This window comes from Polaribacter haliotis (genome assembly GCF_014784055.1).
Taxonomy (GTDB): Bacteria; Bacteroidota; Bacteroidia; order Flavobacteriales; family Flavobacteriaceae; genus Polaribacter; species Polaribacter haliotis.
Map to the genome: position 1 here is coordinate 1,723,282 of NZ_CP061813.1, position 19,541 is coordinate 1,742,822.

33 protein-coding genes are annotated in these 19,541 nt (G+C 32.8%); 1 reads left to right on the forward strand and 32 read right to left on the reverse strand.

Annotated features, from left to right (window positions below; all coding sequences use genetic code 11):
• Positions 1-43: 43 nt before the first annotated feature.
• The 32 genes from rplQ to rpsL all read right to left on the reverse strand — a co-directional run bounded on the left by rplQ (position 44) and on the right by rpsL (position 17,516).
• Positions 44-517 carry a 50S ribosomal protein L17 gene (gene rplQ / locus H9I45_RS07340; protein ID WP_088354701.1) on the reverse strand — a complete coding sequence of 158 codons (474 nt, stop codon included), beginning with the start codon at positions 515-517 and terminating at the stop codon, positions 44-46.
• A 59-nt stretch (positions 518-576) separates the two neighbouring features.
• Positions 577-1,569 (reverse strand): DNA-directed RNA polymerase subunit alpha, encoded by a 993-nt coding sequence (locus H9I45_RS07345; protein WP_088354702.1) that lies wholly within the window; start codon positions 1,567-1,569, stop codon positions 577-579.
• Positions 1,570-1,661: 92 nt separating this feature from the next.
• Entirely contained in the window at positions 1,662-2,267 is a 606-nt protein-coding gene (gene rpsD / locus H9I45_RS07350; protein ID WP_088354703.1) for a 30S ribosomal protein S4, read from the reverse strand.
• A 129-nt stretch (positions 2,268-2,396) separates the two neighbouring features.
• Entirely contained in the window at positions 2,397-2,780 is a 384-nt protein-coding gene (gene rpsK, locus H9I45_RS07355) for a 30S ribosomal protein S11 (protein WP_088354704.1), read from the reverse strand.
• A gap of 79 nt (positions 2,781-2,859) precedes the next feature.
• Positions 2,860-3,225 (reverse strand): 30S ribosomal protein S13, encoded by a 366-nt coding sequence (rpsM, locus tag H9I45_RS07360; RefSeq protein WP_088354705.1) that lies wholly within the window; start codon positions 3,223-3,225, stop codon positions 2,860-2,862.
• Positions 3,225-3,341, reverse strand: coding sequence for a type B 50S ribosomal protein L36 (ykgO, locus tag H9I45_RS07365; RefSeq protein WP_004568720.1), 117 nt, complete (start codon positions 3,339-3,341; stop codon positions 3,225-3,227). Before ykgO ends, rpsM begins: the two co-directional genes overlap by 1 nt.
• Before the next feature lie 82 nt (positions 3,342-3,423).
• Entirely contained in the window at positions 3,424-3,639 is a 216-nt protein-coding gene (infA, locus tag H9I45_RS07370) for a translation initiation factor IF-1 (protein WP_015482241.1), read from the reverse strand.
• A gap of 1 nt (position 3,640) precedes the next feature.
• Positions 3,641-4,963, reverse strand: coding sequence for a preprotein translocase subunit SecY (secY, locus tag H9I45_RS07375; RefSeq protein ID WP_088354706.1), 1,323 nt, complete (start codon positions 4,961-4,963; stop codon positions 3,641-3,643).
• 11 nt (positions 4,964-4,974) lie between these two features.
• Positions 4,975-5,424, reverse strand: a complete 450-nt coding sequence (gene rplO, locus H9I45_RS07380) for a 50S ribosomal protein L15 (protein ID WP_088354707.1) — start codon at positions 5,422-5,424, stop codon at positions 4,975-4,977.
• Positions 5,425-5,438: 14 nt separating this feature from the next.
• Positions 5,439-5,621 (reverse strand): 50S ribosomal protein L30, encoded by a 183-nt coding sequence (gene rpmD, locus H9I45_RS07385; protein ID WP_088354708.1) that lies wholly within the window; start codon positions 5,619-5,621, stop codon positions 5,439-5,441.
• Positions 5,622-5,632: 11 nt separating this feature from the next.
• Positions 5,633-6,157, reverse strand: a complete 525-nt coding sequence (gene rpsE, locus H9I45_RS07390; RefSeq protein ID WP_088354709.1) for a 30S ribosomal protein S5 — start codon at positions 6,155-6,157, stop codon at positions 5,633-5,635.
• A 3-nt stretch (positions 6,158-6,160) separates the two neighbouring features.
• Positions 6,161-6,511, reverse strand: coding sequence for a 50S ribosomal protein L18 (rplR, locus tag H9I45_RS07395; RefSeq protein ID WP_088354710.1), 351 nt, complete (start codon positions 6,509-6,511; stop codon positions 6,161-6,163).
• An 11-nt stretch (positions 6,512-6,522) separates the two neighbouring features.
• Positions 6,523-7,068, reverse strand: a complete 546-nt coding sequence (gene rplF / locus H9I45_RS07400; RefSeq protein ID WP_088354711.1) for a 50S ribosomal protein L6 — start codon at positions 7,066-7,068, stop codon at positions 6,523-6,525.
• A gap of 10 nt (positions 7,069-7,078) precedes the next feature.
• On the reverse strand, positions 7,079-7,477 hold the full coding sequence (rpsH, locus tag H9I45_RS07405; RefSeq protein ID WP_036783621.1) for a 30S ribosomal protein S8: 399 nt from the start codon (positions 7,475-7,477) through the stop codon (positions 7,079-7,081).
• A 162-nt stretch (positions 7,478-7,639) separates the two neighbouring features.
• Positions 7,640-7,909 carry a 30S ribosomal protein S14 gene (gene rpsN / locus H9I45_RS07410; protein WP_088354712.1) on the reverse strand — a complete coding sequence of 90 codons (270 nt, stop codon included), beginning with the start codon at positions 7,907-7,909 and terminating at the stop codon, positions 7,640-7,642.
• 3 nt (positions 7,910-7,912) lie between these two features.
• Complete coding sequence (gene rplE / locus H9I45_RS07415; protein WP_088354713.1) at positions 7,913-8,464, reverse strand: 50S ribosomal protein L5; 552 nt, start codon at positions 8,462-8,464, stop codon at positions 7,913-7,915.
• A gap of 8 nt (positions 8,465-8,472) precedes the next feature.
• Positions 8,473-8,775 (reverse strand): 50S ribosomal protein L24, encoded by a 303-nt coding sequence (rplX, locus tag H9I45_RS07420; RefSeq protein ID WP_088354714.1) that lies wholly within the window; start codon positions 8,773-8,775, stop codon positions 8,473-8,475.
• Positions 8,776-8,786: 11 nt separating this feature from the next.
• Positions 8,787-9,155 (reverse strand): 50S ribosomal protein L14, encoded by a 369-nt coding sequence (gene rplN / locus H9I45_RS07425; protein WP_004568733.1) that lies wholly within the window; start codon positions 9,153-9,155, stop codon positions 8,787-8,789.
• A gap of 1 nt (position 9,156) precedes the next feature.
• Complete coding sequence (gene rpsQ / locus H9I45_RS07430; RefSeq protein ID WP_065320234.1) at positions 9,157-9,414, reverse strand: 30S ribosomal protein S17; 258 nt, start codon at positions 9,412-9,414, stop codon at positions 9,157-9,159.
• Positions 9,415-9,434: 20 nt separating this feature from the next.
• Entirely contained in the window at positions 9,435-9,626 is a 192-nt protein-coding gene (rpmC, locus tag H9I45_RS07435; RefSeq protein ID WP_088354715.1) for a 50S ribosomal protein L29, read from the reverse strand.
• An 11-nt stretch (positions 9,627-9,637) separates the two neighbouring features.
• A complete protein-coding gene (gene rplP, locus H9I45_RS07440; RefSeq protein WP_088354716.1) occupies positions 9,638-10,069 on the reverse strand; it encodes a 50S ribosomal protein L16 in 432 nt (143 codons plus the stop codon).
• A gap of 22 nt (positions 10,070-10,091) precedes the next feature.
• Entirely contained in the window at positions 10,092-10,814 is a 723-nt protein-coding gene (gene rpsC / locus H9I45_RS07445) for a 30S ribosomal protein S3 (RefSeq protein ID WP_088354717.1), read from the reverse strand.
• Positions 10,815-10,825: 11 nt separating this feature from the next.
• Positions 10,826-11,230 (reverse strand): 50S ribosomal protein L22, encoded by a 405-nt coding sequence (gene rplV / locus H9I45_RS07450; protein WP_088354718.1) that lies wholly within the window; start codon positions 11,228-11,230, stop codon positions 10,826-10,828.
• Positions 11,231-11,236: 6 nt separating this feature from the next.
• Positions 11,237-11,515 (reverse strand): 30S ribosomal protein S19, encoded by a 279-nt coding sequence (rpsS, locus tag H9I45_RS07455; RefSeq protein WP_015482224.1) that lies wholly within the window; start codon positions 11,513-11,515, stop codon positions 11,237-11,239.
• A 6-nt stretch (positions 11,516-11,521) separates the two neighbouring features.
• Positions 11,522-12,346, reverse strand: coding sequence for a 50S ribosomal protein L2 (gene rplB / locus H9I45_RS07460; protein WP_088354719.1), 825 nt, complete (start codon positions 12,344-12,346; stop codon positions 11,522-11,524).
• Positions 12,347-12,358: 12 nt separating this feature from the next.
• Complete coding sequence (gene rplW, locus H9I45_RS07465; protein WP_088354720.1) at positions 12,359-12,649, reverse strand: 50S ribosomal protein L23; 291 nt, start codon at positions 12,647-12,649, stop codon at positions 12,359-12,361.
• A 9-nt stretch (positions 12,650-12,658) separates the two neighbouring features.
• Entirely contained in the window at positions 12,659-13,288 is a 630-nt protein-coding gene (gene rplD, locus H9I45_RS07470; RefSeq protein ID WP_088354721.1) for a 50S ribosomal protein L4, read from the reverse strand.
• Entirely contained in the window at positions 13,288-13,905 is a 618-nt protein-coding gene (gene rplC / locus H9I45_RS07475) for a 50S ribosomal protein L3 (protein WP_088354722.1), read from the reverse strand. Before rplC ends, rplD begins: the two co-directional genes overlap by 1 nt.
• A 285-nt stretch (positions 13,906-14,190) precedes the next feature.
• The gene (rpsJ, locus tag H9I45_RS07480) at positions 14,191-14,496 is read right to left on the reverse strand and encodes a 30S ribosomal protein S10 (RefSeq protein ID WP_075342599.1); all 306 of its coding nucleotides are present in this window, start codon (positions 14,494-14,496) and stop codon (positions 14,191-14,193) included.
• 18 nt (positions 14,497-14,514) lie between these two features.
• On the reverse strand, positions 14,515-16,632 hold the full coding sequence (gene fusA / locus H9I45_RS07485; RefSeq protein WP_088354723.1) for an elongation factor G: 2,118 nt from the start codon (positions 16,630-16,632) through the stop codon (positions 14,515-14,517).
• A 3-nt stretch (positions 16,633-16,635) separates the two neighbouring features.
• Complete coding sequence (gene rpsG / locus H9I45_RS07490) at positions 16,636-17,115, reverse strand: 30S ribosomal protein S7 (protein WP_036825675.1); 480 nt, start codon at positions 17,113-17,115, stop codon at positions 16,636-16,638.
• A gap of 26 nt (positions 17,116-17,141) precedes the next feature.
• Entirely contained in the window at positions 17,142-17,516 is a 375-nt protein-coding gene (gene rpsL / locus H9I45_RS07495) for a 30S ribosomal protein S12 (RefSeq protein ID WP_018943587.1), read from the reverse strand.
• A 176-nt stretch (positions 17,517-17,692) separates the two neighbouring features.
• Between rpsL and H9I45_RS07500 the strand changes: the two genes are divergently transcribed.
• Positions 17,693-19,357 (forward strand): ShlB/FhaC/HecB family hemolysin secretion/activation protein, encoded by a 1,665-nt coding sequence (locus H9I45_RS07500; RefSeq protein WP_088354724.1) that lies wholly within the window; start codon positions 17,693-17,695, stop codon positions 19,355-19,357.
• Positions 19,358-19,541: the final 184 nt, after the last annotated feature.

Sequence of the window (19,541 nt, forward strand, 5' to 3'; positions counted from 1 at the left end):
CGCTTATCCCTTTTATATAATTTAAAAAATTTTCATTTTCTATTTATTCTTCAGATTTTTCTTCTGTTGCTGTTCCTTCTACTTGTGGAGCATCCGCTTTTTTGCTTCTTCCTCTACGAGTAGTTTTCTTAGCTTTTTTACCTTTAGGATTATAGATTTCGTTGTAATCTACAAATTCTATCATAGCCATAGGAGCATTATCCCCTTGACGATTTCCTAATTTGATAATACGTAAATAACCTCCTGGTCTATCCGCAACTTTTACAGAAATTTCTTTAAATAGTTCTGTAACTGCAAATTTATCACGTAAATAACTAAAAACAATACGTCTGTTATGAGTTGTATCTGCTTTAGACTTCGTAATCAAAGGCTCTGCGAATAAACGCAATGCTTTTGCTTTTGCAACTGTTGTGTTAATACGCTTGTGCTCTATTAAAGAACAAGTCATATTTGCTAACATCGCTTTTCTATGCGCTGTTTTTCTTCCTAAATGGTTAAATTTCTTTCCGTGTCTCATGACGTTTATTTTATGCTTTCATCTTGCTCAACCCATTTTGAGGAGCAAAATATGAAAGATTAATCTCTATCTAATTTATATTTACTTAAGTCCATACCAAAGTTTAAACCCTTAACAATAACTAATTCTTCTAGTTCTGTTAATGATTTTTTACCGAAGTTACGGAACTTCATTAGGTCACTTTTATTAAAAGAAACTAAATCTCCTAATGTATCTACTTCTGCAGCTTTTAAACAATTTAAAGCTCTTACAGATAAATCCATATCGATTAATCTAGTTTTTAATAACTGACGCATGTGAAGTGATTCTTCATCATACGTTTCTGTTTGTGCAATTTCATCTGCCTCTAAAGTGATACGCTCATCTGAGAATAACATAAAGTGGTGGATTAATATTTTTGCAGCTTCTGTTAATGCATCTTTTGGATTAATTGATCCATCAGTATCGATATCGAAAACTAATTTTTCGTAATCCGTTTTTTGCTCTACACGAAAATTTTCAATTGAATACTTAACGTTTTTAATTGGTGTATAGATAGAATCCGTAAATATTGTTCCAATTGGTGCAGTCGCCTTTTTATTTTCTTCTGCAGGAACAAATCCTCTACCTTTTTCAATTGTAATTTCTGCGTTTAATTTTACAGATTTATCCATGTTACAGATAACTAAATCTGGGTTTAGAACCTGAAAACCTGAAATAAATTTTTGTAAATCACCTGCAGTAAATTGCTCTTGACCAGATACAGATACAGAAACAGTTTCTCTATCAGTCTCATCTATTTGTTTCTTAAAACGAACTTGTTTTAAGTTTAAGATAATTTCTGTTACATCTTCTACAACTCCAGGAACTGTAGAAAACTCATGTTCTACACCATCTACTCTTAAAGATGTAATTGCAAAACCTTCTAAAGATGATAAAAGTACTCTTCTTAAAGCGTTACCTACTGTTAAACCAAAACCTGGTTCTAAAGGTCTGAATTCAAATCTACCAGAAAAATCTGTAGATTCAATCATTATTACTTTATCTGGTTTCTGAAAATTTAAAATTGCCATATTTCTTCGTTTTAATTGTTATTTAGTTGCGCGATTTATAAGTTTGAAGAAGTCAAATAAATCCTTTGGCCAAATACCAATATGATTAATTATTATTTAGAATATAATTCTACAATTAATTGTTCTTTGATGTTCTCTGGGATTTGTAATCTTTCTGGCACCTTTACAAAAGTTCCAGTTTTAGTATCATTATTCCAAGTTAACCATTCAAAAACATTGTTTGTAGAAGCTAAAGCATCTTCGATAGCTACTAAAGATTTTGATTTTTCTCTTACAGAAACAACATCTCCTTCTTTTAATCTAAAAGATGGAATGTTTACTAACTCTCCATTTACAGTTATATGTCTGTGAGAAACTAGTTGACGAGCTCCACTTCTTGATTTAGAAATACCCATTCTATAAACTACGTTATCTAAACGAGACTCACATAATTGTAATAAAATTTCACCTGTAATTCCTTGAGATGAAGACGCATCTTTAAATAAGTTTCTGAATTGACGCTCTAAAATACCATAAGTATATTTAGCTTTTTGCTTCTCCATTAATTGAGTTGCATATTCAGATTTTTTCCCTCTTCTTCTTGCATTTCCATGCTGTCCTGGAGGATAGTTTCTTTTTTCGAAGTTTTTATCTTCTCCAAAGATTGCTTCGCCAAATTTACGAGCAATTTTAGTTTTTGGTCCTGTATATCTTGCCATTTCGTTGTTGTTATAAATAGGGATTATGAATTAAGGCTTACTCCTTCGATAATCTGATTCCTATTAAATTAAAATATAATTAATTTTGATATTCTTTATCTTGAGAAAAAGAACTGAAACTAGTTCAGCTTATACTCTTCTTCTTTTTGGTGGACGACATCCATTATGAGGAATTGGTGTAACATCAATAATTTCAGTTACTTCAATACCAGCATTGTGGATAGATCTAATAGCAGATTCTCTACCATTACCTGGTCCTTTTACGTAAACTTTTACTTTACGTAAACCAGCTTCTTTTGCTACGTTAGCACAATCTTCTGCTGCTAATTGAGCTGCATATGGAGTATTCTTTTTAGAACCTCTAAAACCCATTTTACCTGCAGATGACCAAGAAATAACGTCACCTTTTTTATTTGTTAAAGAAATAATGATATTGTTGAAAGATGCAGTTACGTGAGCCTCTCCAACAGCTTCAATTATTACTTTACGTTTCTTTGCGCTTGCTTTTGCCATAATTATTTAAGTTTTAGTAATTTAGTTTTCTAATATTTAGAGTATACTAATATTTAGATCTTTATTACTTTATCTAACTTTATTTTTTCTTGTTAGCTACAGTTTTTCTCTTACCTTTTCTAGTACGCGAGTTATTCTTAGTTCTTTGTCCTCTTAAAGGAAGCCCCAATCTATGACGAATCCCTCTCTGACAACCAATATCCATCAAACGTTTGATGTTTATTTGTACTTCAGAACGTAATTCTCCTTCGATTGTGAAAGATCCAACTTGTTCTCTAATTGCTGCGATTTGATCATCAGTCCAATCTTGAACTTTAATACTTTCGTCAACTTTTGCGTTTGCTAGAACTTCTTGAGCTCTGCTGCTACCTATACCAAAGATGTAAGTTAAAGCGATAACACCTCTTTTATTCTTTGGAATATCAATACCTGCTATTCTTGCCATTACCCTTGTCTTTGTTTAAATCTAGGATTTTGTTTATTAATTACATATAATCTACCTTTTCTGCGAACTATTTTGCAGTCGGCACTTCTTTTCTTAACTGATGCTCTTACTTTCATCTCTTTTGTTTTATTTAAAAATTAAAGATTATTAGATTCAAAAAATAACTAATCGTTTAATTTCGAATCCTAATTAAATACTTTAATATCTATAAGTAATTCTTGCTTTTGTTAAATCGTAAGGACTCATTTCTAATTTTACCTTGTCTCCAGGTAAAAGTTTAATATAATGCATACGCATTTTACCAGAGATATGAGCTGTAACAATATGTCCGTTTTCTAATTCTACACGAAACATTGCATTTGATAATGCTTCTGTAATAGTTCCATCTTGTTGAATTGCTGATTGCTTAGCCATATTATTTATTCGATTTTCTATTGCTATTTCCCGGTTTCATTAAACCATCGTAATGACGATTTAATAAATACGAGTTAATTTGTTGCATCGTATCAATTGCAACACCTACCATAATTATTAATGATGTTCCTCCGTAAAACATAGCCCAACTTTGTTGTACTCCAAATTGAACTACAATTGCTGGTAAAATAGATAATGCTGCTAAAAATAACGATCCTGGGAACGTAATTCTAGATAAAACGCTATCTAACTTTTCTGCTGTGTCTTTTCCTGGTCTAATCCCTGGTATAAAACCACCACTTCTTTTTAAATCTTCAGCCATTTTATTCGTAGGAATAGTAATTGCTGTATAGAAAAAACTAAAAATAATAATTAACAATGCAAAAATTACATTGTACCATAGTCCATTAATATCTTGTAAACTTGCGATTGCTGGAAACCTTTGTGCTAAAGCAACTGGTAAAAACATAATTGCTTGTGCAAAGATAATTGGCATAACACCTGCTGCATTTAATTTCAAAGGGATATAATCTCTTGAACCTGCAACATTTTGTATATTTCCTGCAACTGTTCTTCTGGCATATTGTACTGCAATCTTTCGAACAGCAGTAACTAATAACACAGTTAATAAAATTACTACAAACCAAACGATAATTTCAATAAGAATCATCATGATACCTCCTGCTCCTGCATTTGTTGTCTTTGCAACAAACTCTTGTAAAAATGCAGCTGGAAAATTAGCGATAATACCAACAGTAATTAATAATGAAATACCATTACCAACACCTTTGTCTGTAATACGCTCTCCTAACCACATTGCAAAAATTGTTCCAGCAGTTAAAATGATAATTGATGAAATCCAAAAAGTAGGCCCACTTACTAAAAAAGCCTCTGGTCCAAGACCAAATTGTGTTTTAATAGCAGTAATATACGTTGGTGCTTGTACTAACGTAATACCAATGGTTAACCATCTTGTAATTTGCGTAATTTTCTTACGTCCACTTTCTCCATCTTTTTGTAACTTCTGTAAATAAGGAACCGCAATTCCCATTAACTGAACTACAATAGATGCAGAAATATAAGGCATAATACCAAGTGCCATTACTGACGCTCTAGCAAATGCTCCTCCTGTAAATGCATTCAATAATCCTAAAAGACCTCCTGAAGTACTTTCTTTTAATGCTGATAATTGTAATGGATCTATTCCTGGTAATGGAACAGCTGCCATAAAACGATACACAGCAATTAAACCGATTGTAAGAAGAATTTTATTCTTTAATTCTTCAATCTTAAAAATGTCTTTTAGTGTATTAATAAAATTCATATTTACGTTTCTTATAAAGTAACTACTTCTCCTCCAGCAGCCTCAATAGCCGCTTTTGCAGTTGCAGTAAATTTATGTACAGTTATGTTTAATTTAGCTTTTAATTCTCCGTTTCCTAAAATTTTAATTAGGTCGTTTTTTCTTGCCAATCTATTAGCAATTAAAATATCTAAATTAACTGTATCTGTTATCTTTCCACTATCTACTAAAGATTGTAACTTGTCTAAATTGATTCCTTGATATTCTTTACGATTAATATTCGTAAAACCAAATTTAGGTACACGTCTTTGAAGTGGCATCTGCCCTCCTTCAAAACCAATCTTCTTAGAATAACCAGAACGAGATTTCTGTCCATTGTGTCCTCTTGTAGCAGTACCACCCTTTCCAGATCCTTCACCTCTTGCAATTCTTTTTCCTTTTTTAATGGAACCTTCTGCCGGTGTTAAATTATGTAAACTCATCTTTTATAAATATCTTATTTAATTTCTTCGTAAGAAACTAAGTGTTTAACTGTATTTACCATACCAATAATTGTAGGAGTTGCCTCATGTTCTACAGTTTGGTTCATTCTACGTAAACCTAATGCTTCTAAAGTTCTCTTTTGGTTCTGAAGACGCCCGATTTGACTTTTTACTTGTGTAACTTTAATTCTTGCCATCGTTCTTAGATTTATCCGTTAAATACTTTTTCTAAAGATATACCTCTTTGCTTTGCCACTGAAGATGCACTACGTAATTGTAATAATGCATTAAAAGTTGCTTTTACAGCATTGTGAGGATTAGAAGATCCTTGAGATTTTGATAAAACATCATGTACCCCAACTGATTCTAATACAGCACGAACAGCTCCACCAGCAATAACTCCTGTACCAGCAGAAGCAGGTTTGATAAATACTTTCGCACCACCAAATTTACCTTTTTGCTCATGAGGTAATGTACCCTCTAAAATTGGTATTCTTATTAAATTTTTCTTTGCATCTTCAACAGCTTTTGCTATTGCTGAAGAAACATCTTTAGATTTTCCTAATCCATGTCCAACAACTCCGTTACCATCTCCAACTACTACAATTGCAGAGAAACCAAATGCTCTACCACCCTTCGTTACTTTGGTAACACGTTGTACACCTACTAATCTATCTACAAGCTCTAACCCACTTGGTTTAACTCTTTCTACGTTTTTATAACCTTGCATAATTTCTTAAAATTTTAAACCAGCTTCTCTTGCAGCTTCTGCTAATACTTTAACTCTACCATGGTATAAATAACCATTTCTATCGAAAGCAACAGCTTCTACACCTGCTTTATTAGCTTTTTCTGCGATTGTTTTACCAACTGCTGTAGCTGCCTCAACTTTAGAACTTGCTTTTATATCTTTATCTCTTGATGAAACTGAAGCTAAAGTAACTCCATTTACATCGTCTACTAGTTGTGCGTAAATCTCTTTGTTACTTCTATAAACCGATAATCTTGGTTTTGTAGCTGTACCAGAGATAATCTTTCTGATTCTACGCTTTATTCTAGCTCTTCTTTGTAGCTTTGATAATGCCATATTGCTATTTATTATGCAGATTTACCTGCTTTTCTTCTTAATAATTCACCAACAAACTTAACACCTTTACCTTTGTAAGGCTCTGGAGCTCTGAAAGAACGGATCTTTGCAGCAATTTGACCCACTAATTGTTTGTCAAATGAAGATAATTTAATGATCGGGTTTTTCCCTTTCTCAGATACTGTTTCGATTTTAACTTCTGGAGCTAATTCTAATACAATATTATGTGAGAAACCTAAAGCTAAGTCTAATTTTTGTCCTTGATTTGAGGCTCTATAACCTACACCAACCAATTCTAACTCTTTTGTCCAGCCTTTACTTACACCTTCAATCATGTTATTGACTAAAGCTCTCATTAAACCATGTTGTGCTTTATGGTCTTTACTTTCTGATGCTCTATCTAAAGTGATAATACCATCTTCAATTTTAATTGATATACCCTCAGAAATAGTTTGATTTAACTCACCTAATTTTCCTTTTACGGTTATAACATTGTCTTTTATGTTTACATCTACACCTTGTGAAATGCTAACGGGATTTTTTCCTATTCTACTCATTTCTTAAGATTTAATAAACGTAACATAAAACTTCTCCTCCAACATTCTCTAGACGTGCTTTTTTGTTTGTCATTACACCTTTCGACGTAGAAACAATAGCAATTCCAAGTCCGTTTAATACTCTTGGCATCTCTGTAGAGCCAACATATTTACGTAAACCTGGTGTACTAATTCGTTGAATTTTTCTAATTACTGACTCTTTTGTTTCTCTGTCATATTTTAAAGCAATCTTAATTGTCCCCTGAACTTTATCGTCATTGAACTGATAGCTTAAAATATACCCTTGATCAAACAAAATTTTAGTCATTTCCTTCTTCAAGTTTGAAGCTGGAATTTCCACTACTCTGTGTCCTGCTGCGATTGCATTTCTTACTCTAGTAAGAAAATCCGCGATTGGATCTGTATACATATTTATTTAAATTGCGATTCCGGTTTTCGAAAGTCTCTATTGTACCTACAGATTTCTCTGTGAAATTCGAACCTATAATCAGTTAACATTCTTATACTCAAAAAAAATAGAGCGTGCAAAGATACACATTCTATTTTTATTTTTAAGCTTTATTTCTGATTTCTACCAACTTGCTTTTCTAACACCTGGTATTAACCCTTGATTTGCCATTTCACGGAAAGTTACACGAGACAAACCAAACTGACGCATATATCCTTTTGGACGACCCGTTAATTTACATCTATTATGTAATCTAATTGGTGATGCATTTCTTGGTAATTTCTGTAATGCTTCATAATCTCCAGCTTCTTTTAAAGCTTTTCTTTTTTCAGCATATTTTGCAACAGTACTTTCTCTCTTGCGCTCACGCGCTTTCATTGATTCTTTAGCCATTTCTTAATTTTTTTTGAATGGTAAACCTAATTCTCCTAATAATGATTTCGCTTCTTTATCAGTGTCTGCAGATGTTACAAATGTAATATCCATTCCATTGATTTTCTTCACTTGATCAATATTTATTTCTGGGTAGATGATTTGTTCAGTAATTCCTAAATTGTAATTACCTCTTCCATCAAAACCATTAGCTTTAATACCGTTAAAGTCTCTTACACGAGGCAAAGAAGCTGTAACCAATCTATCTAAGAACTCGTACATTTTATCTCCACGTAAAGTAACTTTTACACCAATTGGCATACCTTTACGTAATTTAAATGCGGCAACATCTTTTTTAGACATCGTAGAAATTGCTTTTTGACCCGTAATTTTAGTCAGCTCTTCTAAGGCATAATCTATTAATTTCTTATCTGCAATTGCAGCACCAACACCTTTAGAAACAACAATTTTTTCTAATTTAGGTACTTGCATTACATTTTTATAACTGAATTCTTCAGTAAGAGCGGTAACCACTCTATCTTTGTATTCTGCTTTTAATCTTGGTACGTAACTCATGATTATTATTATTTTTTAGTTTTTTTAGAGACTCTAGTTTTAGTATCTCCATCAACTTTATAACCTACTCTTACAGCTACACCTTCTTCTACTAACATTACGTTAGAAATATGAAGTGAAGCTTCTTTCTTTACAATACCACCTTGAGGACTTTGAGCGCTTGGTTTTGTGTGCTTAGAAACTAAGTTTACACCTTCCACTAAAACTCTGTCTTTATCTTTGATGATTTGTAAAACCTTTCCTTCAGATCCTTTGTGATCTCCTGCAATTACTTTTACAGTATCTCCTGATTTTATTTTAAACTTCTTCATTTTATGATAATTTAAAGCACTTCAGGTGCTAATGATACTATTTTCATGAATTGTTTCTCACGAAGCTCACGAGCAACAGGACCAAATACACGTGTTCCTCTCATCTCCTCTGTAGGATTTAAAAGGACACAAGCATTATCATCAAATCTGATATATGACCCATCTTTACGTCTTACTTCTTTCTTCGTTCTTACAACAACTGCTCTAGATACTTGACCTTTCTTTACAGTTCCGTTAGGAGTTGCAGATTTAACTGATACTACAATCTTGTCTCCAATACTTGCGTAACGTTTTCTTGTTCCTCCTAAAACTCTAATTACTAAAACTTCTTTTGCTCCAGTATTATCTGCGACTTTTAATCTTGATTCTGTCTGTAACATATTATTTAGCTCTTTCTAGGATTTCTACTAATCTCCAACGTTTAGATTTACTCATAGGTCTTGTCTCCATGATCCTAACTGTATCTCCTTCGTTGCAATCATTCTGTTCGTCGTGTGCAACGTACTTCTTAGTCTTTAATACGAACTTTCCGTACATTGGGTGCTTAACTCTTTTAGTTTCTGCAACAACAATAGATTTCTCCATTTTGTTACTAGATACAACACCAATTCTCTCTTTTCTAAGATTTCTTTTTTCCATCTTTAAAATTGACTATAGAATTATTGTAATTCTCTATTTGTTAATTCTGTTGCAATTCTTGCTACAGTTCTTCTTAAGCTTCTTAACTCTAATGGATTCTCCATTGGTGTTATGGCGTGAGCCATCTTAAGATCGGTATAATTCTTTTGCAACGCTCCAAGCTTTTCATTAAGATCTGCTGTAGATAATTCTTTTACTTCTGATTGTTTCATTTTTTCTAGAATTAAGCGTTAATATCAAAGTCTCTTGCTACTACAAACTTCGTTCTTACAGGAAGTTTTTGTGCAGCTAAACGTAAAGCTTCTTTTGCAACATTCATTGGCACTCCACCAACTTCGAACAAAATCCTACCTGGTTTAATAACTGCAACAAAATGGTCTGGAGCTCCTTTACCCTTACCCATACGTACCTCTAAAGGTTTCTTTGTAATAGGTTTGTCTGGAAATATCTTGATCCATAACTGACCTTCTCTTTTCATATGACGAGTTGCCGCGATACGAGCTGCTTCAATTTGACGAGAAGTTAACAAGTTCTGATCGATAGATTTGATACCAAACATTCCATTAGAAAGTTGATTTCCTCTACCAGAAATACCTGTCATATTCCCTTTCGCCTTCTGTACCTTACGGTATTTTACTCTTTTTGGCTGTAACATTTTTAATTTCTAATTTTAAAAATTATTTTCTTCTACGAGGTTGACGTTTAGCTCTATCACCTCCACCTTTAGAACCTGATTGTTTCTTAGACAATCCAACTAACGGAGATAATTCTCTCTTACCATACACCTCACCTTTCATAATCCATACCTTAACTCCTAATCTTCCGTATGTAGTATGAGCTTCTACTAATGCATAATCGATATCTGCTCTAAAAGTAGAAAGAGGAATTCTACCTTCTTTAAAATGCTCTGAACGTGCCATCTCAGCTCCGTTTAAACGACCTGAGATTTGGATTTTAATCCCTTCAGCATTCATACGCATTGTTGCAGCGATTGCCATTTTAATAGCTCTCTTATAAGAAATTCTATTCTCAATTTGACGAGCAACACTAGTTGCAACTAATCTTGCATCTAGTTCTGGACGTTTAATTTCAAAAATGTTAATTTGAACTTCTTTACCAGTAATTTTCTTAAGTTCTTCTTTTAACTTGTCTACCTCTTGACCACCTTTACCGATAATAATACCAGGTCTAGCAGTAGTGATAGTAACGGTTACAAGTTTTAAAGTACGCTCAATAATTACTCTTGATACACTTGCTTTAGATAATCTAGCATGTATATACTTTCTTATCTTATCATCTTCAGCAATTTTATCTCCGTAGTCATTTCCACCATACCAGTTAGATTCCCAACCTCTGATGATTCCTAAACGATTTCCTATTGGATTTGTTTTTTGTCCCATATCTACTTCGATTAATTACTTAAATTTTTACTTCCTAACTCTAAAGTAACGTGATTAGAACGCTTACGAATTCTATGAGCACGCCCTTGTGGAGCTGGTCTTAATCTTTTTAACATTCCTGCGCTATCTACACATATAGTCTTAACGAATAGTCCAGCATCTTCAATAGTTGCATCTTCATTCTTAGCTTGCCAGTTTGCAATTGCAGACAATAACAATTTCTCTAAGTTAATAGACGCTTCTTTTGGACTGAATTTTAAGATTTGTAAAGCTTTTTCAACTTCAACTCCTCTAATTTGATCCGCTACTAAACGCATTTTTCTTGGTGATGTAGGGCAGTTAGTAAGCTTCGCGAAAGCACGTTGCTTTCTGTCTGCTTTTAACTGATCTGCCATATTTTTTTTACGAACTCCCATTGCCTACTATTTTTTTCCTTTATTTTTTGCACCAGCATGTCCTCTAAAAGAACGAGTTGGTGAAAATTCGCCTAATTTATGCCCTACCATGTTTTCTGTAACATATACTGGTACAAACTGACGTCCATTATGAACTGCAATTGTTTGTCCTACAAAATCTGGTGTAATCATACTTGCTCTAGACCAAGTTTTAATTACTGTTTTGTTACCAGCCTCTACATTAGCTAACACTTTTTTCTCTAATTTATAGTGAACGTAAGGTCCTTTTTTTAATGATCTTGCCATAACTTATTATTTCTTTCTACGTTCTAAAATATACTTATTACTAGCTTTGGTTTTAGATCTAGTCTTGAATCCTTTAGCAGGAATACCATTTCTTGATCTTGGATGCCCCCCAGAAGCACGACCTTCACCACCACCCATTGGGTGATCGACAGGGTTCATTCTTACTGCATTTGTTCTAGGTCTCTTTCCTAACCATCTAGATCTACCAGCTTTACCAGAAACTAATAATTGGTGATCTGAATTAGATACAACTCCAATTGTAGCCATACAAGTTAACAAGATTAATCTTGTTTCACCAGAAGGTAATTTTACTGTTGCATACTTACCATCTCTTGCCATTAATTGAGCAAAAGAACCAGCAGAACGCGCCATAACAGCACCTTGACCTGGACGTAATTCTATACAAGAAATTGTAGTTCCCAAAGGAATTTCATTCAACGTCATTGCATTTCCAATTTCTGGAGCAACATTCGTTCCTGCTACAATAGTTTGACCTACTTTTAAGCCGTTTTGTGCAATTACATAACGCTTTTCACCATCAGCATAACTAAGTAAAGCAATAAATGCTGTACGATTTGGATCGTACTCTATAGTTTTAACTGTTGCAGGAATACCTTGCTTATCTCTTTTGAAATCGATAATACGATATTTTTGTTTATGACCACCACCAATATTACGTGTTGTCATTCTTCCCTGATTGTTTCGACCTCCAGATCGTTTTTTCGGAGCAAGTAAACTTTTCTCCGGCTTATCAGTTGTTATGGTGTCGAACCCATTTACAACTCTAAAACGCTGACCTGGTGTTATTGGTTTTAATTTTCTAACTGACATTTTTGTCTTTTCTTAAAGATTGTTATAAAAATCAATGCTTTCTCCTTCTGCTACTTGAACGATAGCTTTCTTATACCCACTCTTTACTCCAGTTACTAAACCTTTTTTAGTAAATTTTGTGTTTCTTTGAATTGGATAATTTAAAGTCTTAACGCTTAAAATAGAAACTCCATATGCTTTTTCAACAGCATTTTTAATTTCTAATTTGTTAGCTTTCTTTTCTACAACAAATGTAAATCTATTAAATAACTCACTATCGTTTGTTGCTTTTTCCGTAATAATAGGTTTTATTAAAATACTCATTTTGAATCCCTATTTGCTTAAGTTTGAATTAATTCCTTCTAAAGAACCTTCAGTAATTACAACTTTATTAGCGTTTAAAACACCGTAAGTATTAATTTCTGAAGCTTTTACTACTTTAGAGTTTTTTAAGTTACGTGATGATAAATACACATTTGCATTTTCGTCACTTAATACAAACAAAGATTTTTTAGTATCCAACTCTAACGCTTTTAACACATCTACAAAGTTTTTTGTCTTTGGAGTATCAAAATTAAAATCTTCGATTACTACTAAATTCTTATCGTTTGCTTGAATACTTAAAGCCGACTTACGAGCCAAACGCTTTAAGTTTTTATTCAATTTAAAAGAATAACTTCTTGGTCTAGGCCCGAACATACGTCCACCACCTCTAAAAACACCAGACTTGATAGAACCTGCTCTTGCAGTACCAGTTCCTTTTTGTTTTTTTATCTTTCTTGTTGAACCTGCAATTTCTGCTCTCTCTTTAGATTTATGCGTTCCTTGTCTTTGATTCGCCAAGTATTGCTTTACATCTAAATAAATTGCATGATCGTTAGGTTCTACACCGAATACATCTTTAGAAAGTTCAACCTTTCTACCTGTATCTTTTCCTGTAATATCTAAAACTGCTACTTTCATTATTTCTGAATAGTTACAAAAGCATTTTTGTGTCCAGGAACTGCTCCTTTAACAACAAGTAAGTTCTTTTCAGCAACTACTTTTAATACTCTTAAGTTTTGTACTTTCACTTTATCTCCACCCATTCTACCTGCCATACGCATTCCTTTGAATACTCTTGCAGGATAAGATGCAGCACCAATCGAACCAGGAGCTCTTAATCGGTTATGTTGACCGTGAGTAGCTTGACCAACCCCAGCAAAGCCGTGGCGTTTTACAACTCCCTGAAAACCTTTTCCCTTTGATACACCCGATACATCAACAAATTCTCCTTCAGTAAAATGATCTACTGTGATAGAATCTCCTAATTTATACTCTTGTTCAAATCCTTGAAATTCAACGACTTTTTTCTTAGCAGTGGTGCCAGCTTTTTTAAAGTGACCGTCTAACGATTTGTTAGAACTCTTCGCCTTTTTGTCATCGAAACCAAGCTGCAACGCATTGTAGCCGTCAACCTCTTCGGTTCTGACTTGGGTAACAACGCAAGGACCCGCTTCGATTACTGTACAAGGAATATTTTTCCCGTTTTCGTCGAATAAACTGGTCATTCCAATCTTTCTTCCTATTAACCCAGACATTTTGTTAATTTTAAGACGATAGATTTATTTATCCAGCGCGTCTATTAATAAATTTTGTTTGAAACTAATGTTTCGATTTAAAATCCTTTGAATTTTGCTCAAAAAAAACAGCGCAAACAAATTCAACGCTGATTTTGTTTTTTCCGTTTTTCCGTTGCGAAACGCTCTGGACATGTATCTATTATTGAATTTAACTTCAAAAATAGGCTCACCCTACTCTATTTCGGGTTGCAAAAGTAAAAAAAACTTTCGGTTTAACAAAATTAAACCGAAAGTTAGTTTTAATTATACTTTAATTTCAACTTCAACACCACTTGGTAACTCAAGTTTCATTAAAGCATCGATAGTTTTCGAAGAAGAACTATAAATGTCTAATAATCTTTTGTAAGCAGATAATTGAAATTGCTCTCTAGATTTTTTGTTTACGTGTGGAGAACGTAATACTGTAAAAATCTTTTTATGTGTTGGTAATGGTATTGGTCCGTTTACTACAGCACCAGTACTTTTTACCGTCTTTACAATTTTTTCAGCAGATTTGTCTACTAAGTTGTAATCGTAAGACTTTAATTTAATTCTAATTTTTTGACTCATCTTAATTTATTTAGTAGATTATCCTTTTGCTTTAGCAATTACTTCCTCAGATACATTTGATGGAGTTTCTGCATAATGTGAAAATTCCATTGTAGATGTTGCTCTACCAGAAGACATAGTTCTTAAAGCAGTTACATAACCAAACATTTCTGATAATGGCACTAATGCTTTTACAACTTTAGCTCCAGCTCTATCTGACATATCGTTAACTTGACCTCTTCTTCTGTTCAAATCTCCAACGATATCTCCCATGTTTTCTTCGGGAGTTAACACTTCTAGCTTCATTAATGGTTCCATTATTTTAGCTTTTGCAGATTTCGCAGCAACTTTATAACCCATTTTTGCAGCTAATTCAAAAGATAATGCATCAGAATCCACAGCGTGGAAAGAACCATCTTTTAATGTAACTTTCATAGAATCCATTTCGTAACCAGCTAAAGGACCGTTTTTCATAGCTTCTTTGAAACCTTTCTCTACTGAAGGAACAAATTCTCTAGGAACATTACCACCTTTAATTACAGATTCAAACTGTAAACCTTGCACACCTTCGTCTGCTGGCTCAATCGTAAATACAATATCAGCAAATTTACCACGTCCACCAGATTGTTTCTTATAAACCTCTCTATGATCTGCAGATGCAGTAATAGCTTCTTTATATTCAACTTGTGGTTGACCTTGATTTACTTCAACTTTAAATTCTCTTCTTAAACGATCTACAATTACATCTAAGTGCAACTCCCCCATTCCAGAGATAATAGTTTGTCCTGAAGCTTCGTCTGAACGTACTGTAAAAGTAGGATCCTCTTCAGCTAATTTACCTAAACCAATACCTAATTTATCTACATCAGCTTTTGTCTTAGGCTCTACAGCGATACCAATTACTGGATCTGGAAAATCCATAGATTCTAAAACGATAGGATGTTTCTCTGCTGATAAAGTATCTCCTGTTTTAATAGATTTAAAACCTACGGCCGCACCAATATCTCCAGCTTCGATATAATCAATTGCATTTTGCTTATTTGCATGCATTTGGTAAATACGTGAAATACGCTCTTTCTTTCCAGAACGATTATTTAACACATAAGAACCTGCGTCTAAACGACCAGAATATGCTCTAAAAAATGCTAAACGACCAACAAAAGGATCTGTAGCAATCTTAAATGCTAAAGCAGCAAAAGGCTCCTTTACATCTGGTTTACGTAATTCTTTTTCATTAGTATCTGGGTTTACACCAACAATACCTTCCTTATCCATTGGAGAAGGTAAATAACGACATACAGCATCTAAAAGAAACTGAACACCTTTATTCTTAAATGCAGAACCACAAATCATAGGAATAATAGCCATATCCATTACAGCAGCCCTTAATGCTTTATGCACTTCTTCTTCCGTAATAGAATCTTCATCTTCCATGAACTTCTCTAAAAGGTTCTCGTCGTAACTTGCAACCTCTTCGATTAATAAAGCTCTATATTTTTTTGCTTCAGCTTTTAACTCTTCAGGAATTTCAATAACATCGAAAGTTGCCCCTTGAGTTTCGTCATGCCATACAATAGCACGATTCTTTACTAAATCTATAATACCCTTAAATTCATCCTCGTCACCAATGTTTAAAACGATTGGCACCGCATTTGACTTTAACATATCTTTTACTTGTTGACAAACTGCTAAAAAGTCTGATCCTTGACGGTCCATTTTGTTAACAAAACCAATTCTTGGAACCTTATAGTTATCTGCTAATCTCCAGTTCGTTTCAGATTGAGGCTCAACACCATCAACTGCTGAAAACAAGAAAACTAAACCATCTAACACACGTAAAGATCTGTTTACTTCAACAGTAAAATCTACGTGACCTGGAGTATCAATAATATTAAAGTGATATCCTTTTGTTTCTGGTGTTTTTTGAGCATTCTCTAAAGGGAATTCCCAAGTACAAGTAGTTGCCGCAGAAGTAATTGTAATACCTCTTTCTTGCTCTTGCTCCATCCAGTCCATTGTAGCTGCACCATCATGAACTTCTCCAATTTTATGAGAAACCCCTGTGTAATACAATACACGTTCTGTAGTTGTGGTTTTACCAGCATCAATATGAGCTGCAATACCAATATTTCTTGTATATTTTAAATCTCTAGCCATTTCTTAAAATCTAAAGTGAGAGAATGCTTTGTTAGCCTCTGCCATCTTGTGAGTATCTGTACGTTTCTTAACAGCAGCTCCTTCTTCTTTAGCCGCAGCTAAAATTTCAGCAGCTAAACGCTGCGCCATTGTTTTTTCGTTTCTCTTTCGAGTATACAAAATCATCCATTTAATAGCCATAGACACCTTACGATCTGGTCTAATTTGCATTGGAATTTGAAATGTTGCTCCACCAACACGACGAGATCTTACTTCTACGTGAGGCATTACATTAGACAAACCATCTTTCCAAATTTCTAAAGCCGATTTCTCTTCGTCTTCTCCTTTTCTTTCTTCTACGATCTCTAAAGCATCGTAAAACACTTTGAACGCTACTGACTTCTTACCACTCCACATTAAGTTATTAACGAAACGAGTTACTAACTGGTCGTTAAATTTTGGGTCTGGTAATAAGACTCTTTTTTTTGCTGCTCTTTTTCTCATGTCTTTACATTAAAAAAGTTACTAAATTACTTTTTTGGGCGTTTTGCTCCATACTTAGATCTACGTTGGGTTCTACCCTCAACTCCTGCAGTATCTAATGCACCACGTACTACGTGATATTTAACTCCTGGCAAATCTTTTACCCTTCCACCTCTAACTAATACTATCGAGTGCTCTTGTAAGTTATGTCCTTCACCTGGAATGTACGCGTTTATCTCATTACCATTTGTTAATCTAACTCTGGCAACTTTTCTCATTGCTGAATTAGGTTTCTTTGGCGTAGTAGTATAAACTCTAGTACAAACTCCACGTCTTTGAGGACAAGACGACAAAGCAGCCGATTTACTCTTCTTAGTTATTTTGGTTCTTCCTTTACGAACTAATTGTTGAATAGTTGGCATACTAAAAATTACTGTTTTACGTTTATATTAAACATTATCTCTTTTTTAAGAGTCTGCAAATGTACAATTAATTTCTAATTATTCAATTATCAGCAAGTTATTTTTTTTGAAATGAGTTATTAATTATATTCTTTTCAAGTTTTGAGTTACATTTGAACAACTATTAATCATAAGTTTTGAAGCAAAAAGTTACGCTATTTATTCTTTTATTTTCTACAACAATTTCCCTTAACTCTCTTTTTGCCCAAAAATACACCTTAACCTTATCCTCAAAGACAGCTGCTGAGCTTTCTGTATTACATAAAATCGATTATCAAAAAAAACACAAAGACAGTTTAAGTATATATAATGAGTTAGATAGAGTTTCTTCTTATTTAAAAAAAATAGGCTATTTCTCAAATACAATAAATAGTGTTTCGAAAGATTTAAATAATTTTACCGTAATATTTCAATTAAATGAAAGGATAGAGAATGCTGTTTTAATTTTCAAGAACCCTTCTTCTTCATTATTGAAAGAATTTAATTTTGAAGGCAATTCTATAACCATTCCTATTGAAAAACTTCAACAAATATTATCCACCTTTTCTAAAAATCTTGAAAAAGACGGAAAATCGTTTTCCAAAGTCCAATTAACAGATGTAAGCATAAAAAGCAAAAAACTTTACGGAACTCTAATTATTGAGGAATCTAAAAAAAGAATTATCACTAAGACAATCGTAAAAGGTTATAAAGATTTCCCTAAATCATATTTTAAAAATTATTATAATATAAATAGAAACACTATTTTTAATAAGCAGAAATTGGAAACTATTAAAAGACTCTCCAACAACCTATCTTTTGTTGAAGAAATTAAACCTCCTGAAATTTTATTTACAAAAGATTCTACCTACCTATATATATATCTAAAAAAAAGAAACTCTAGTAGCTTTAACGGACTAATTAATTTTTCTTCAAATGAAAGTGGGAATTTGATTTTTAATGGTCACATCGATTTAAAACTAAATAACATTTTTAATACCGGTGAAAATTTAAACTTATTCTGGAATAGTATTGGTGAAGAAAAACAGGAATTTGAATTATCACTTAACACACCTTATATATTAAACTCTAAAATTTCTCCAGATATTTCTTTTTCAATTTACAAGCAAGATTCAACTTTTATAAACACAAAGTTTAATACGAATATAAATTATTCTATAAATGAGAAATCAAAAATTGGATTAACCTTTAGTTTAGAAGATTCTGAAAAGTTAATTAATGACTCAAAAAACAATGTATATACGTTTAACAATTTCTTCCTTGGAACAACATTTCAATTTAACATTCCCAAAAATGATTTTTTTAGAAATGATAAATTTTCTTTTGACATTAATCCCTCAATTGGTAAAAGAACTAGTTTAATTGAAAGTTCTAATCAATTTAAAATCCACTTAAATACTTCTTATATTTTTGACATTAATAATAGGAATTCGATTTTTATTAGAAATAACACAGGTTATTTGAATTCTACAAATTTTATCGAAAATGAATTATTTAGAATTGGGGGATCAAAATCTATAAGAGGTTTTAATGAGCAAAGTATCTTTGCGAAAGATTATACGTTCTTTAACATAGAATACAGATACGTAACTTCTGAAAAATCCTATTTATATTCAATTACAGACATTGGAAAAATCAACACAACAATTAAAAGCGAAGACCTTTTAAGCATTGGACTGGGATACCTATTTACTTCAAGAAATTCTCAAATTAATCTAAGTGTTGCATCCATATTAAACACCAATACTAAGATTGACTTAAAAAGCACACAATTATCACTTAACTGGAAAAATTTTTTTTAAAAAAATAACAACCTCTGTAAGTTAACCATAAACATAACGACTTAGTTAATGAAAGATGTAGAGAAAATAAGGAAAGTAAAATTCTAATTAATAAATATAAAATTAAAAAATAACTCTAAACAACTAATTATTAAGTAGTTATGTAAATATTAGTTATCTGATTAACAAATTATTAACTTTTTTA